At 41.3% G+C, this 15,594-nt stretch carries 12 protein-coding genes and 1 tRNA gene; 11 read left to right on the top strand and 2 right to left on the bottom strand.

Features of this window, described 5'->3' with window-relative positions; genetic code table 11:
* The first annotated feature begins 28 nt into the window (after positions 1-28).
* Positions 29-973, top strand: coding sequence for a LysR family transcriptional regulator (locus BSZ04_RS19260; protein ID WP_010446893.1), 945 nt, complete (start codon positions 29-31; stop codon positions 971-973).
* A 235-nt stretch (positions 974-1,208) separates the two neighbouring features.
* Positions 1,209-2,408 (top strand): NupC/NupG family nucleoside CNT transporter, encoded by a 1,200-nt coding sequence (locus tag BSZ04_RS19255; protein WP_071235582.1) that lies wholly within the window; start codon positions 1,209-1,211, stop codon positions 2,406-2,408.
* Between the two features lie 154 nt (positions 2,409-2,562).
* Here the strand turns inward: BSZ04_RS19255 and BSZ04_RS19250 are convergent, their stop codons facing one another.
* Positions 2,563-2,934, bottom strand: a complete 372-nt coding sequence (locus BSZ04_RS19250; protein WP_088881174.1) for an endonuclease domain-containing protein — start codon at positions 2,932-2,934, stop codon at positions 2,563-2,565.
* 444 nt (positions 2,935-3,378) lie between these two features.
* Positions 3,379-4,239 (bottom strand): bifunctional methylenetetrahydrofolate dehydrogenase/methenyltetrahydrofolate cyclohydrolase FolD, encoded by an 861-nt coding sequence (folD, locus tag BSZ04_RS19245; RefSeq protein WP_088881173.1) that lies wholly within the window; start codon positions 4,237-4,239, stop codon positions 3,379-3,381.
* Between the two features lie 204 nt (positions 4,240-4,443).
* On the opposite strand from folD, the gene BSZ04_RS19240 reads away from it, so the two are divergent.
* The 9 genes from BSZ04_RS19240 to BSZ04_RS19200 all read left to right on the top strand — a co-directional run bounded on the left by BSZ04_RS19240 (position 4,444) and on the right by BSZ04_RS19200 (position 15,573).
* A tRNA-Arg gene (locus BSZ04_RS19240) sits at positions 4,444-4,520 on the top strand.
* Positions 4,521-5,102: 582 nt separating this feature from the next.
* Entirely contained in the window at positions 5,103-6,053 is a 951-nt protein-coding gene (locus BSZ04_RS19235) for a helix-turn-helix transcriptional regulator (protein ID WP_088881172.1), read from the top strand.
* 748 nt (positions 6,054-6,801) lie between these two features.
* Positions 6,802-8,829, top strand: a complete 2,028-nt coding sequence (locus BSZ04_RS19230) for an acetate and sugar kinases/Hsc70/actin family protein (RefSeq protein WP_231896308.1) — start codon at positions 6,802-6,804, stop codon at positions 8,827-8,829.
* A 9-nt stretch (positions 8,830-8,838) separates the two neighbouring features.
* The gene (locus tag BSZ04_RS19225) at positions 8,839-9,474 is read left to right on the top strand and encodes a hypothetical protein (protein WP_088881170.1); all 636 of its coding nucleotides are present in this window, start codon (positions 8,839-8,841) and stop codon (positions 9,472-9,474) included.
* A gap of 9 nt (positions 9,475-9,483) precedes the next feature.
* Positions 9,484-12,465, top strand: a complete 2,982-nt coding sequence (locus BSZ04_RS19220; protein WP_088881169.1) for an ATP-binding protein — start codon at positions 9,484-9,486, stop codon at positions 12,463-12,465.
* A gap of 5 nt (positions 12,466-12,470) precedes the next feature.
* On the top strand, positions 12,471-13,121 hold the full coding sequence (locus BSZ04_RS19215) for a hypothetical protein (RefSeq protein WP_088881168.1): 651 nt from the start codon (positions 12,471-12,473) through the stop codon (positions 13,119-13,121).
* Positions 13,122-13,592, top strand: a complete 471-nt coding sequence (locus tag BSZ04_RS19210; protein WP_088881167.1) for a hypothetical protein — start codon at positions 13,122-13,124, stop codon at positions 13,590-13,592.
* 5 nt (positions 13,593-13,597) lie between these two features.
* Positions 13,598-14,356, top strand: coding sequence for a hypothetical protein (locus BSZ04_RS19205; RefSeq protein WP_088881166.1), 759 nt, complete (start codon positions 13,598-13,600; stop codon positions 14,354-14,356).
* Positions 14,357-14,532: 176 nt separating this feature from the next.
* Positions 14,533-15,573 (top strand): IS481 family transposase, encoded by a 1,041-nt coding sequence (locus tag BSZ04_RS19200; RefSeq protein ID WP_088880544.1) that lies wholly within the window; start codon positions 14,533-14,535, stop codon positions 15,571-15,573.
* Positions 15,574-15,594: the final 21 nt, after the last annotated feature.

Raw genomic sequence — 15,594 nt, 5'->3', positions numbered from 1 at the left:
TGTTTTCTCAAATTTTATCGAGGTTTGCGTGTTATCTGAACGTGCTGCACAAATGGTGATCTTCTCTGCGTTGATCAAACATAAGAACTTTACCGCCGCGGCTAAGAGCCTAGGTGTGTCCGTGTCTCACGTCAGTAAGCAGCTCAGTCAACTAGAGGCATCTCTAGGCATTAAGCTTGTGCAACGCACCACACGTAGCTTCACCCCGACGGAGGCTGGACGAACTTTTTATCACCATTGTGAGCAAGTTTTACAAGCGGTGAAAAGCGCCACGCTCGAAATGGAAAGCCAAAGAGATGAAGTGGCGGGCCTCGTCCGATTGGGACTATCGCAGTCATTTGGCACCTTACATATTATTCCTGCGATTCAAGAATTGCGAGAACAGTACCCACAGTTACAAGTAGAAGTTCACCTATTTGATTACAAAGTGGATATGTTAGATGAGGGGTTAGACCTTTGGATCACCAACAATGAGCGCCTACCAGAAGGCTACATTGCACAGCGATTAACAGATTGCCAGTTTATTGTAGCGGCCTCACCAGAATATTTGTTAAAGCACACCACACCCACGGAACCCAATGAGCTCTCTCAACACAATTGTTTGATATATAGAAGTTGGGAGCGTGACTACACCAGTTGGGCTTTCACTAAAGGCGAGCAAGAGCTTAACGTCAAAGTATCAGGCAACTACTCGGTTGACTTAGCAGAAGCGGTTCGTGATGCTGCGATATCGGGGTGGGGAATTGCCTACTTAGCCACTTATCTGCTTGGTGATGAGTTCCGAACTGGTAAGTTGATTCAGCTGTTACCAGACTGGAAAGCAAGTCAATCGATGCCGTTTTATGCGGTCTACCCAAGCCGTCAACACATGCCGAAAAAGATCTCCGCAGTGATCGATTTTATTAAGCAAAGGATTGGCACGCCTTGTCACTGGGATCAGAAATTAGCACCATACATCTCTTTACCAAAGTAGTGACTACAGAAGGTGATTTAAGTCACAAAATTTTTCTGGTTTCAGAAACATCTTTTCCAAATGGAAATAATATAAAGAGGCAAACGTTTAAGTTTAATCATTTCAATTGGTTACATTTATGATTAAATAGTAATCAGGCTGACTTTTCACACTGTTAACATACCCAACTTGCAGCTTTTTCTTCTCTCTATAGAATCCGACGCCTTTCCTATCCCCCTTTTGTCGGAACCACTTTATGAACTCAATTATTGGTATCGTAGCCATTCTATTCGTAGCATGGCTGCTTTCTACAAACAGAAAAAATATCAAGCTCAGAACGGTATCTTTAGCGTTTGCTCTTCAAGTGCTGTTTGCACTACTAGTGCTGTATGTACCAGCAGGCAGAGAAGCGTTAAGTTCGGTAAGTGGCGTCGTCTCTAAACTGATCAACTATGGCCAAGAAGGTATCGCATTTCTTTTTGGTAATCTTGCGACTGGCGGATTCACGTTTGCGATTAATGTCCTTGGTATTATCGTCTTCTTCTCTTCATTAATCTCTGGTTTGTATCATTTAGGGGTAATGCCGAGAGTCATCAACTTCATTGGTGGCGGTATCCAAAAGTTATTGGGTATTGGCCGTGCGGAATCGCTTTCTGCAACCGCGAACATTTTTGTGGGCACAATTGAAGCTCCTTTAATGGTGAAGCCATACCTAAAGCACATGACGGATTCTCAGTTCTTCGCGGTAATGACGGGTGGTTTGGCTTCTGTTGCTGGTGGTACCTTGGTTGGTTACGCTTCTTTAGGGGTGGATTTAAACTACTTGATAGCTGCGGCATTTATGTCTGCACCTGCTGGTCTTTTGATGGCGAAAATGCTGATGCCAGAGGATGAGGTAAAAGCACCAGATATCGATATCAGCCAAGTAGAGATCCCGCGTGCAACCAACGTGGTAGAAGCTTTGGCGGATGGTGCCATGGCAGGTGTCAGTATTGCTATCTCTGTTGGTGGTACTTTGCTGGCATTCATCAGTGTGATTGCACTACTTAATGGTGTGCTAGGCTGGGTTGGTGATTGGTTTGGTGTTCAACTGAGTTTTGAATTAGTCCTTGGTTACGTGTTTGCTCCTGTCGCTTGGTTGCTTGGTATTCCTTGGAATGAGGCCATCACTGCAGGCTCATTAATCGGTAACAAAATCGTAGTGAACGAGTTTGTCGCTTTCATTCAATTGGCTGACGTGAAGTCTCAACTGAGTGCCCATTCACAAGCGATTGTGACTTTTGCTCTGTGTGGCTTTGCTAACATCTCAAGCATGGCAATGCTAATTGGTGGCCTAGGTTCACTTGTTCCTGAGAAGCGCGCTTTTGTATCTAAACACGGTTTCCGAGCAATTATTGCTGGTGTGATGGCTAACCTGATGAGTGCATCAATCGCTGGCGTGATTTTGAGTTTGTAACAGAACCCCTCCCTAACCCTCCCCTTCGAAAGGGGAGGGAACTAGGCCCGAGTGCGCTGATTGTGAAGCGTCAATCGACAGCTAATATAATTTCTGTGGCGATTGCATTAGTTGAATCGTTCTCTTTCCGGCCCTCCCCCTTTCCAAGGGGGAGCTAGAGGGGGTTACTGCTCCGAACTAAATTGAATAACCTTTCCAAAACGGACTCGGTCTGATTCATCACTTCTTCGTTGGTGAATCGCAGAACCTTAATTCCCAATGCTTCCATGAATGCATCCCTCATTGCGTCTTTTTCTTTCCCCTCATCAGAGAAATGGCTATCGCCATCAATCTCAATAACCAAGTTTAATTCTGGACAATAGAAGTCAACGATGTAGCGACCGATGCCATGCTGCCTACGAAATTTTACGCCAAGCTGTTTACGCCTGATTCTTTGCCAGAGTACTTCTTCAGGTTTTGGCATATTTGCACGTAATCGACTTCTGATTGGCTTTTGGTATTTTAAATTAAAAGTTCGTTGTGGCACTTGTGCTTCCTTTGCGTTCTCAACCCCTCCCTAACCCTCCCCTTAGAAAGGGGAGGGGACTAGACCTGAGCGCGTTTAGTGTGAAACACCAACCGACAATTAATATGATGTTCGCTGTAATTTCATGAGTAAAAGCGATCTCAGCCCGATCCTCCCCATTTTTAAGAGGGAGTTCGAGGGGATTGCTACTCCGAACTAAATCTAGCTTCGGTATTTGAATAAGTCAGGAAACAAAAAGCGAACTCATTCCAGTCCTCCCCATTTTCAAGAGGGAGCTAGAGGGGATTGCTACTCCGAACTAAATCCAGTTTGGGTATTTGAATAAGTCAGCGAACTAAAAGCGATCTCAGTCCGGTCCTCCCCATTTTCAAGGGGGAGCTAGAGGGGGTTGTTGCTCCAAACAAAAAGGGCTCCTTGCGGAGCCCTTTCAGTATCGGTAATTCTTTATTTCTTCGTATGGAACTGCTCGCAAGCCAGCATCGTGTTCTCAATTAGGCTTGCTACCGTCATTGGGCCAACGCCGCCCGGTACTGGGGTAATAAAGCTCGCATTCTCACGTGCTTTATCGTATTCCACGTCACCCACTAGCTTGCCAGATTCAAGACGGTTGATGCCCACATCGACCACAACCGCGCCTTTCTTAACCCACTCACCAGGAATGAAGTTTGGTTTACCAACGGCAACCACAACTAGGTCAGCTTGGCGAACGTGACCTTCTAGGTCTTTTGTGAAGCGGTGACAAGTCGTTGTTGTACAACCAGCAAGAAGCAGCTCAAGCGTCATTGGGCGGCCAACGATGTTCGATGCGCCAACCACAACCGCGTGCTTACCACGTAGCTCAATGTTGTAACGGTCAAGAAGAGTGATGATGCCTTTTGGTGTACAAGAGCGAAGCTTAGGAATGCGCTGCGCTAGACGGCCCACATTGTAAGGGTGGAAGCCATCTACGTCTTTTTCTGGGTGAATACGCTCAAGAACGTGTGTTGCATCGATACCAGCAGGAAGTGGCAACTGAACAAGAATGCCGTCGATTTCTGCATCGTTGTTCAACTCATCAATCAGAGCCAACAACTCTTCTTCTGATGAAGTTGCAGGAAGGTCAAAAGACTTAGATACAAAACCAACTTCTTCACACGCACGGCGCTTACTGCCAACGTATACCTGAGATGCTGGATCTTCGCCAACTAAAACTACTGCCAATCCTGGCGCACGTAGTCCTGCTTCTTTGCGAGCTTTCACTCGAGCCGCAACTTCCGAACGAACAGTTTGGGAGATAAGGGTTCCATCAATATTTTGAGCAGTCATGACTTTCCTTAATAAATTGAGAAGGCAAATTAATCGCTGCGCATTGTCGCAGAAAAACTGTGAGACATCCATACGCAAACGTTTGCTTTGTGGTGTTTTTGAACATTTCTCATTTCAATGCCCTTTTTTTAGGCACTCAGATCAGAATGTTATGAAAACCCGTTGATTTAAGCGTTTGAACTCGTATAATCCTGTCCCTGTAGCGCGCCCTTAGCTCAGCTGGATAGAGCACGTCCCTTCTAAGGATGTGGTCATAGGTTCGAATCCTATAGGGCGTGCCATATTCTATAAGGCCTGACAGCTTATCAAGTTGTCAGGCCTTTGTCGTTTCTGGCGTTTGTAGTCGGCTAAATAGTCGGGTAAGCGTGTAGCTTAATGTAATCACTTGTAATTAATACGCTCAAGCAAAAGTGATTTTCCGCCTATAGATATACTTCAATATTCTGGTAGAACGTACTTTTCCCGCCCTCTCTTTATATACCTACAAGCCCAATAGTAGACATATCAAAGCAGATAGCTTTGATTTCTCTAGCAATGCCCATATCTGAAGCGTCCTGTAAAATCGGAATACTTTTCACTGCGCCATACTATTTAAAAAAGGTCTAGAACCCATTTACCTACGACACAACATGTCACATATCACGTTATATTAGCTTGGTTTGATAACTAACTTGCGAAAACCTTGAAGTTATCGGTATCGTTGATATTCAGTAAGGAGCATAAGTCGTGATAGATGCCCCACCATATTTTTTCATTTGCTTGAGCTGTAAGCATGAGTTTGTGAAAAAACATAAGTTGGTTTTCTTTTGCCCTAAGTGCCGTTCTACTCAAGTAGTGAGTAACTTCAAAATAGTTAAGTAATCATGGCGAAAAAATCCAGCACACAAGAATCGTTAGCTTTGGCGTTTGAAATCCTGAAGCGCATACCGAAGTCCCACCAAGTCACCGCGAAGGAGTTGCATCAGCAGCTACAGCATATTGGTATTGAGCGAGACCTAAGAACAATTCAACGTAACCTTGAAATGCTATGTGATCATTTTGATATCCTCCGAGATGAACGCAGTAAGCCTTATGGTTATCGTTGGAACAAAAGCAGCGAGGGCATAGCGTTACCTAAATTGTCTGCACAAGAAGCGCTGTTGCTCAGTCTAGCCGAAGAGTATTTGGTGAAGCTTTTGCCTGTGAATATCACTGCTTCACTTGATGGTTTCTTTAAAGAGGCTAAACATAAGCTCAACCCCACTCGTGATTGCTCAAAAGAACGGGAGTGGCTAAAGAAAGTGAGAGTAGTCAGTGAAACGCAACCCCTTCTACCACCCACAATATCAACCGAAGTATTCAAGGCGATAAGTGATGCCCTTTTTCATGATCGTTTATTAAACCTTGAATATTACAACGCTAAACAAGAGCAGAAATCTGCTTTGGTGATGCCTTTGGGGTTGGCACAGCAAGGTCAGCGAATGTACTTAGTATGCAGGTTTGATGGCTATGACAATGAACGAACTATTGCAGTACATCGTGTGCGTAAGGCGATAGTGTCTTCTTTTGGTTTTGAGCGCCCGAAAGAATTTAAATTAAGTCAGTATGATGCTGATGGACGGTTTGGGTTTGGTGAAGGGGAGTTGGTAAATCTCTCTTTTTCAATCAACAAACAAATGGGGTATTACTTGATTGAAACTCCATTATCATCCGATCAAAAAATTGACGAATATGATAATTGGCTACACATAAAAGCGACAGTCGTTAACTCAAAAATGCTTAAGCAGTGGCTTGATGGGTTCAGAGATAATATTTGGAATATAGAGTTAGGTTAATAAAATGAAAACAAAATTAGTCAATAGTTGGTGTCTAGATAACGAAATAGCTGAAGCTAAACCTTTAATTCTTAATAGAATCGATTTATTGAATAGTTTCTATGCACGTGAAGTAGAACTCTTTATTAATGGTTCATCTGAAAAAGGTTTGATACTAGATCTGCTTAACTCCGTGTATAAAATAGTTGAACCTCTAATTTCTAATAGACGATGGTTGGCTTGCGTTGATGGTATATATCTTGACAAAAATGCGGGCGGATACTGGCTGATAGAAGATGATATGTCTTACATCGATCATGTTCACAGTGGTGGTTCTCTAAATGAGGTGAATCTATACATTAACAGTTGCTTAGAAGATCCTATAAATAACTGGATGTTACCTAGTGAATCTCAACTCCGCTGTCTTTACTCCCTAAGTGAGGCTCCTTTTACTATCAAAGCTAAGCGCCCAAAATATAGTGATTTTTACCTTTGTTCTGATGGTGGGAATTCGACTTTTCGACATGATTTAGACTCAGGTCGATGGGGCAGGAATGGCGGGAGTGGTTTTCCAATCCCCTTTTTTCCAAGTTCGACACTAAGTAAGAAACAGAATGATAAAGCTCTGTTCATTGAATTGATAAGTAATGGCTTTATTCCACGAACTATAAAAGCTGAATATGCTTACCATACACTTATGAGCTGTCACAAATTGTGCAAAGGTTTAGATGTCAATATTGATGAATTAGAAGAACTATTAAATGGAGTTATGAGGCAAGAAGTATCAAGTATATTGCTGAATGAAGACTGCGTGAGAGTGGATACACTACCATTGCATCAGAAAATTTTAACAGATACGGAACTAGGTCATTGGTCTCTTTGGCAAGATGAGTTAATCAAAAATGGTAAAGAGGTGCTTACACTTAATCCCCCATTAGTTGCACGAGACCCAAAATCAAGTATCAACGATGGCGTAGTAGCAATCGACTTTGGTACAAAAAGTACAGTCGTTGTATACCAAAAAGATAACGTCAATATTCACCCAATGCGCATTGGTACAGGTGACCTTAGTAAAGAGATAGCATCTCACCATTACGAAAATCCAACCATCATGGAGTTTATCAACCTTGAGTCTTTCACCAGTGCTTATAATGCAAAAGCAAACAAGCCATACACTCGCTGGAAAGACCTAACAATTTCCCACACTGCACAAAATTCAATGCAAGGTAGTGAATCAAGCAAGTTCAACACTTTTCTTGACGAAATTAAACAGTGGGCGGGTGACAAAAATAGAAAACTGAAGATCGTAGGTCAGCACGGTAAGATTATCGACTTACCACCATTTCTTGAGTTGACTGATGACGATTTCAATCCAATTGAAATCTACGCCTATTTTTTAGGGTTGTACATCAACAACCTGAACAATGGCATCTTTATGGATTACATCTTGTCTTTCCCTGTGACATACGAAGTGCCTATTCGTGACAAAATCATTGAAAGCTTTGAAAAAGGTCTGAAGAAGTCACTACCAATAGAACTTGGTGAAGAAACGATAAGTAGATTAACTGTCACCAAAGGTGCAAGCGAACCTGCGGCTTATGCGCTTACTGCACTGCAACAGTATGGTTTTGAACCAGAAGATGATGAACGTGTGTTCTATAGTGTGTTCGATTTCGGTGGTGGCACAACAGACTTCGACTTTGGTATTTACAGTGAGCCAACTGACCGCAAAGATAAAAGACGATTCGACTATGTTATTGAGCATTTTGGTGCGGGTGGTGACAAATTCTTAGGTGGTGAAAACTTGCTGGAGTTGCTTGCGTTTGAAGTCTTTAAGAAGAACAAGAAAGTTTTGCTTGAGAAAGGGATCCAGTTTGAAAAACATCCAGAGAAAGATGCTTTTGCGGGTAGTGAGCAGCTTCTGAGCAATTCCCAAGAAGCAAAAATGAACACCAAGCAGCTCTGTATTGCACTACGCCCATTCTGGGAAGAACATGAAGATTTTTCATTCGATGCGTCTGGTGAGCTTTCCGTTACATTGACAGATATCAACGGTATCCAACACTCGGCTTTTGCCCTTGATATTGATGAAGAAGAATTGAACCTTATTCTAACGAATCGTATTGAACGAGGAGTTAAGAACTTCTTTGAAGCGTTACGTTTGGCGTTTAGCCACAGTCGATTAGCTTTAGCAGATATCGATAATGTAAAAATATTCCTTGCGGGTAACTCTAGCCAGTCAAGCTTCGTAAGTATGCTATTTGAAAGCCATATAGCTATCCAACATCAAGAGATGGGTGTACCAGAAGGTGAGAGCCGCTTTGAGCTATTTGCACCTTTAGGTGCTGATAGGGATGATGTTGAAAAACCAACAGGCAAAACGGGTGTCGCATTTGGTCTTATCGAATCTCGTGAAGGTGGCAGAGTGAAAGTTGTCGACCATAACATCGCTGATGAAGATGTACGCTTCAAATACTATTTGGGTGAGAGCCGAAAGAAGAAGTTTAGACCACTAGTTGATAGAGAAGCGAAGTTTAACCAGTGGAATGAATTTATTGATGCCTACTATGACACGTTTGAAATCTTCTTTACCGATCAGCCAAGTTCAAGCACAGGTCAGGTTTCGATTGGTGATAGCAGTATTAAGAAGAAAGTCGTGAAGCTTGATGTAACGGATGAAGATGCACTGGTTTATATCCGAGTCGTGTCGCCAACTGCCATTGAGTATGTTGTTGCAAATGAAGAAGATATTGCCAATGCGCAATACCTAAATGATATCAAACGTATTGAGTTATAAGGTAAAAAGATGATTGTTCCTCCAACCCTGATTCCAAGCATCATTACTGCAATTACTAAGATTGCATCTACTGTAGGTCCCATGATTGCGAAATATGCCCCTATAGTGATTGAAACTGTTGGTAAAAACTTGCCGAAGGTCATTAACACAGTAGAAGCCATCAGCCTAGCGGTTGATGTCTTAAAGCCTAATGAGCGTGCTGATGAGCTTGGTGCAAAGGCGATAGCAGCAGAGAAAAAGCCAGAGGATTTCGAGCAGATTAATGATTACATTGATTACTTACGAAATGATGTAGAGATTGATGTTGAAAATCTTAGTACTGATTCTGTTGACGTTATTACACGCCAAGCCGTTGGTATGGCTATTGCCACAAAAGGTATTGAGAAAGCGCTGGAAGCCGATGTATCGATTCCATTTTTAAATGCAATTAGCAACCTTGATATAGATCCAAAAGTAGCGATTGCTCTTGTTAAGTCTTATGAAGCTAGCGGTCTAAATGCAGATGATGTTCAGAAGTATCTGGATTACTCGTTGAGTATCGAAGAGACTCACCTGCATAGTAATGCATTCGTAGATGCTTATCAGACGGCCAACCCTTCAATGAGTGCAGAAGAAGTTGAAGATGCAGTAATGGAATTACGCTAGGAGCAGTAGATGTCTAAAAAATCATTAATTGAACTTTTAAAAGTTCAGGGGCATGGTACAGATTCCGTTGAAGCTATAGAGCAACCGATAGAGATCTTTGAGCATGAATTCTCACTGTATCATATTAAGGAAGTGACATTTGATGAAGACTCTCCACGAAAAGAGGCATTTGAAAATGTATTAAATGCACTGACAGTTGAGGGGGTCACGTTTATTTATCTTTTGATGGGAGACAAAGATAGAGTTTACTTTTGCTTCGGAATAGCGAAGGATAAAAGGTTCAATAGAAAGTTGTCATTAGATGTTGATGATATTGGTGAGTCAATTCTTAAGCCATCTCTAGAGGGAAACTTTAGAGGGAGTGTGGTTGAAAAGCTAAATAAGAGACAAAGGCTTGCTGTTAAAAATATCATTTCTGATTTTACACATGTTGCAAAGTTAGAGGGTGTCCCGAGTGTTCATGAAGAAAATGAGCAGTTTCAAGGTGTTGACCGATTGGTAGATATCATGAGTGGTGATGAGTTCTGTTTAGCTGTTATGGCTGATCCTCTTTCATTATTAGAAATCTCTGAAATTGAAAATCAGTTACATAACATCTATGACAAGTTATTGCCATTATCTAAGCGAAGTATTCAGACTGGAGATAGTTTCTCAAAAACAACTAGCGAAACTGAAGGGGCTACCGAGACTACTTCTACAGGACAAAATGATGGTTTGAGTATCACTCAAAACACTGGTAGGTCAGTCACAATAACCAACGGTACTGGTGATAGTGGTGACGGTAAGAGTACATCGAAAAGTTCTGCTGAAAATGATCACAACAAACATAAAAGTGGATCTGAGTCAAAAACCAAAGGTACGACAACGTCAAAATCAATTGCTAAGAATGTAGGTAGTAGTTCTTCAGAGCAGAAAGGGAACTCTTCTAGTGAATCGAGAGAGTTTTCTGATAAAGCGATACAGGAGTGGCTTAACTATATTGATGAGGTTTTGCTAAAGCGTGTTCAGGTGGGTAAAAATAAAGGGCTTTATCTATCAAATATCTACCTGCTATCAAACACGGTAGCTAACGTATTAAAGCTTGGTAACACCGCTCGTTCTATATTTTCTGGTGAAGAGACAAACAAGTCTCCCCTTACCATAAAAAATATAACCAATAAGAATGAAATTGAATCGGTTAAGAACTTTCAGTTCCCAGGACTTACAGAAGGCAATAATCCCCTCAAGGTAACAGAAAGCAGTAATAAGCAACTTGCTTTACTTTTATCTAAGAACCCATTTAGTAAATACTCGTGCAACTGGCTTTCAACTAATGAGTTAAGTGTCGTAGCTGGCTTACCGCAAAAAGAAGTCGTTGGCTTAACGCTTAAAGAAGAAGTTGAATTTGGTTTGAATGTAAGCTCAGAAATAGAAGACGAAAATCAACTTTACTTAGGTAACTTGGTCAAAAGTGGCTTACATCAAAATATCGATGTGAACATTGATAAACGAGATCTAGATAAGCATACCTTCATCGCTGGAGTGACTGGTAGCGGTAAAACAACGACTTGCCATCGTTTGCTCGAATCAGCAAAGATGCCATTCCTTGTTATCGAGCCAGCTAAAACAGAGTATCGAGTACTAACCAAGAAGAACAAAGACATTCTTATCTTTACTCTTGGGAATGATAATGTCGCCCCTTTCAGGTTGAACCCGTTTGAGTTTTTTCCACATGAAAATATCACGTCTCGTGTGGATATGATAAAGGCTAGTATCGAGTCTGCTTTTGATATGGAAGCCGCTATTCCTCAGTTAATAGAAGCAGCAATCTATAGATGTTATGAGGATAAAGGGTGGAATATTGCCACTTCTAAGAACAAGCGATTCGATGACCCGTTTGCTCCTGGCGTTTATGCATTTCCGACTCTTAGTGATCTAATCGCAATGACTGAACAAGTGGTTATGGATCAGGGTTTCGATGATAGGCTCAAGCAAGACTATATTGGTTCGATAAAGGCTAGGTTACAAGGTTTGCTCATCGGTTCTAAAGGACTAATGCTGAATACGCCTCGATCTATCAACTTCAAAGATCTAGCGACTAAAAGTGTGATTTTAGAGCTTGAAGAGATCCGTAACCCAAGTGAAAAATCACTAGTTATGGGCTTTGTTCTCGCAAATCTAAATGAAGCAATTCGAGCGAATCATTATGAGTATCAAAGTAAAGGCAAGAAGTTCCGTCATATAACACTCATCGAAGAAGCACACCGATTGCTGTCGAAGTTTGAACCTGGTGATAGCCAGAATAAAAAACAAGGTGTCGAAGCGTTTGCAGATATGTTAGCTGAGGTTCGCAAATATGGTGAGTCACTGATTATTGTTGACCAAATCCCAAATAAACTTACTCCAGAAGTGTTGAAGAACACCAACACGAAGATCATCCATAAGTTATTCGCAAGAGATGACAAAGAAGCGGTAGGTAATACGATGGCGCTTTCTGATGAACAGAAAGAATTCCTATCGAACCTTGAGCCAGGTCGAGTTATTTTATCTAGTTCAGGGATGAGTAAGCCGCTTCAAGTTCAAATTAAAGAACTTGTTAGCACCACTAATGAAAGGGATGTTTCTCCTAAAGAAATTAGTGAACTTGCGCTCAGTTATTATGCTAAAAATTTCAAGTCTGGGCTGATTCAGGGCTTAGAGCTATTGGATGAACAGCCATCCATTGAGGATGTTGAGCAGTTTCTGCATGGAGAAGTTGCGCAGGCATGGTATGACTCCATTGGAAAAGAAAAAGACAGAACTCGATTTACTCAATATTTAGATAAATTCGGTTGGAAGTTTATGCATCAATACATCTCTTTATGTTGCTATAACCCGAGCAGTAAAAAAGATAAAGAGAGCCGAGAAGCGACTCTGTATGATTTCCTTTCTTGCTTAAGTGAAGATCGTGAAGCTCGTATTTCGTTGCACCAGAGTGAAGAATTTAAAAAAGATATTAAGGTAAGAGGCTAAGTATTATGGGATTTTGGAGCAGTGTTAGTAGCTTTGTAAGTAGCGCCTGTAGTGCTATTGGTAGTGTTGCGTCAAAAATTGGTTCAGGAATTGCCAATGTAGCAACCTCTATCGCTAGTCTTGGTGTTAGCCTAGCGGTGAAAGTTGGAGAAGCGATAAAAAATGTTGGTATATCTCTAGGGATTATTCGTCCTGAAGAGAATATGGAAGAGCTTGGTGAGAAGGCTATGTTGAGTGAGAAGACTCCAGAGGATTTTGACTCAATCAGTGAGTACATTGATCACTTAAGAAACGATGTGGTTATTGATAAAGAGAAGTTTGATAGCCTGAGCGATGCTGAGAAATTGGCAAGATCATCGATCGGTGCTTCTATTACCTTGAAAGGTATCAATGAGAAGCTTGATACAGTTGTGAGTCCAGCATTTATGGCAACAGTTGCCGCACAAGACTTAGAAGCGAAAGAAATCATTGGCACGATTAAAGCTTACAAGGAAAAAAATCTAAATACGGATGATTACAGCTTGTATTTAAAAGATGAGTTAAGCATTGATGAAAGCCACAAGCATGGGAGCGCTTTAGTTGAAGCTTATCAAAAGCTTGAGCCAGAACTGACTACTGAGCAAATCGAAGATAAGGTGATGGAGTTAAAGTCCTAAATGTCTGATTTTATTATTCAGGCAAAGAAGAACCGAGTTCAAGCTAACCGAGTGATTGGCGGTGAGCTTGAATCTATTCTATTTGCTGGTGAATTAGCTATACCTCAGGAAAACTTTTGGGATCTTTTCAAAAAGAAGATTGAATACGTTGATGGAGAAATACTCGCTCTAGTCATTGTTTCAGATAACATTGATTTTCAGATTGATGTTGAAATAAGTATTGCAGAAAGTTTTGAACACTCTGAAAAAGAGATTGGTTGGTTAACCGAAGAGTTGGTCTTTGGCGGCGCAGTCATAACAAGTTACCCTCAAATTAGTACGATTTCCGATCTAATTGAGCCTTGTGTTTCGTCTGTAGAAATAGAATCTGAAGTTGATTTAGCCTCTACAGTGGAAACAGAGGACTTATCGGACGGGACAAGTCTTCAAGCTTTCTATCGGAAAAAAACCAGAGATTACAGACGTAGGTAATTGCAATGGATATTCAAACGCTATTAGAAGCTTTGGAAGATGAAAAAATACAAGCTAAGATTCGTGAAATAGTCGATGAGAAGAAAGATTGTTCAGAGGTACTGTTAGAAAATGACCAAGAATCTAACGTAGATAATTCTGAATTAGTGCTTGTAAAAGAAAGTCTTCAAAAAGCTGAGAGTGAGAACGAAGAATTGAATAAATTTTTTGAAAAGCTGAAATCGTTACTTGGTCTTGAAAAGGAAGCTAATGTTGCAGTTGAGCAACTGTCTGCGCAAGTTGAAGATAAAAAACGGTTGGAGAGTGATGTCATTACGTTAAGCCAAAAGCTTGAGTTTTATAGAGATAACTTTAGTGATGACCTGCAAGCTTTTGAGTTATATGGTCGATTATCAGAGCAGACTCGTCACTCTCTATCTGGAATTTTTAAAGATACTTCGGTTCAAGGTTTGATCGCTTGTGGTATCCAAGAAAAGAACATCTCAAACCTCTGGGACTATGCTAAGAGCGAAACTGTTAACGGAAATAATGGTGATATCGAGAATGTGATCGCACTGTTCAATTTGTTGTTCAAGCGTTTTACACTAGCTTACCCTATGTTTTCACTTCAAGATGTAAACCCTGGGGATTCGTTCGATACCCAGTTTCACATCAAACATAGCTCTAGTGTCAACACTAGTGGAGCTATCAACCAGATCATGCTTTATGGTTATGTTAATAGCAAAACAGGGAAAGTGATTAAGCCATCAATCGTTACACTATAATCTTACAGTTTTAAGTACTTAAGTAGAAAGGCGACATTCAATGAATGTCGCTTAATTCTATTCTTAATTTGTATTAGTTCAGACTAGATCTGACACTTCAATTTGAAAAGAAGAGAGTTACCCACTTTGATTAAAGGTGCTTAGTCATCAATCAAAGACAATAAGAGGTAACTCTCATGCTTCATACTAGCAATCCAATTATCAAACACAAAGCTGGGCTTCTCAATCTTGCAGAAGAGCTTGGTAATGTATCTAGAGCCTGCAAGGTTATGGGTGTCTCTCGAGACACGTTTTATCGCTATCAAGAGCTGGTTGAAACTGGCGGTATTGATGCTCTGATTAATCAGAGCAGAAGAGCACCAAACTTAAAGAACAGAGTCGATAGTGAAACCGAGCAAGCCGTCCTAAAATATGCCATAGACTTCCCTGCCCACGGGCAAGTGAGAACAAGCAACGAACTACGTAAACTGGGAGTATTTATTTCTCCGAGTGGTGTTCGCTCAATTTGGCTTCGCAACGACCTAGAAAACTTCAAAAAACGCCTCATTGCCTTAGAAAAGCAAGTTGTTGAGAACGGTATCATTCTAACGGATGAGCAAGTCGCTGCTCTCGAGCGCAAGAAGCATGATGATGAAGCTTGTGGTGAGATAGAGACCGCCCACCCAGGCTATCTCGGTTCCCAGGACACATTCTATGTTGGCAACCTTAAAGGTGTTGGGCGTATCTATCAGCAGACGTTCGTTGATACCTACAGCAAAATAGCTTTCGCAAAGCTCTACACGACAAAAACACCAATCACCGCAGCAGATATGCTGAATGACAAGGTTCTGCCGTTCTTCGAGAATCATGAACTACCAATGTTGAGAATTTTGACAGACCGAGGGACTGAATACTGTGGCCGTGTTGATCAACATGACTATCAACTCTATCTGGCCATCAATGATATCGACCACACAAAAACGAAAGCAATGTCACCGCAGACAAATGGTATCTGCGAACGCTTCCACAAGACCATATTGAATGAGTTCTACCAAGTAACATTCAGAAAGAAACTGTATGGTTCGATGGAGGAGTTGCAGAAAGATCTGGACGAATGGATGGACTACTACAACAATCATCGTACCCATCAAGGAAAAATGTGTTGCGGCAGAACGCCAATAGAAACATTAGAGGATGGGAAGTCAATTTGGGCTGAAAAGAATTTAGCCCAAATATAATCTGACAGGCACCGAGTCTAA

This window comes from Vibrio rotiferianus, assembly GCF_002214395.1.
GTDB lineage: Bacteria > Pseudomonadota > Gammaproteobacteria > Enterobacterales > Vibrionaceae > Vibrio > Vibrio rotiferianus.
The sequence above is the reverse complement of the archived record's forward strand: the minus strand, read 5'-3'. Positions and strand labels throughout refer to the sequence as shown.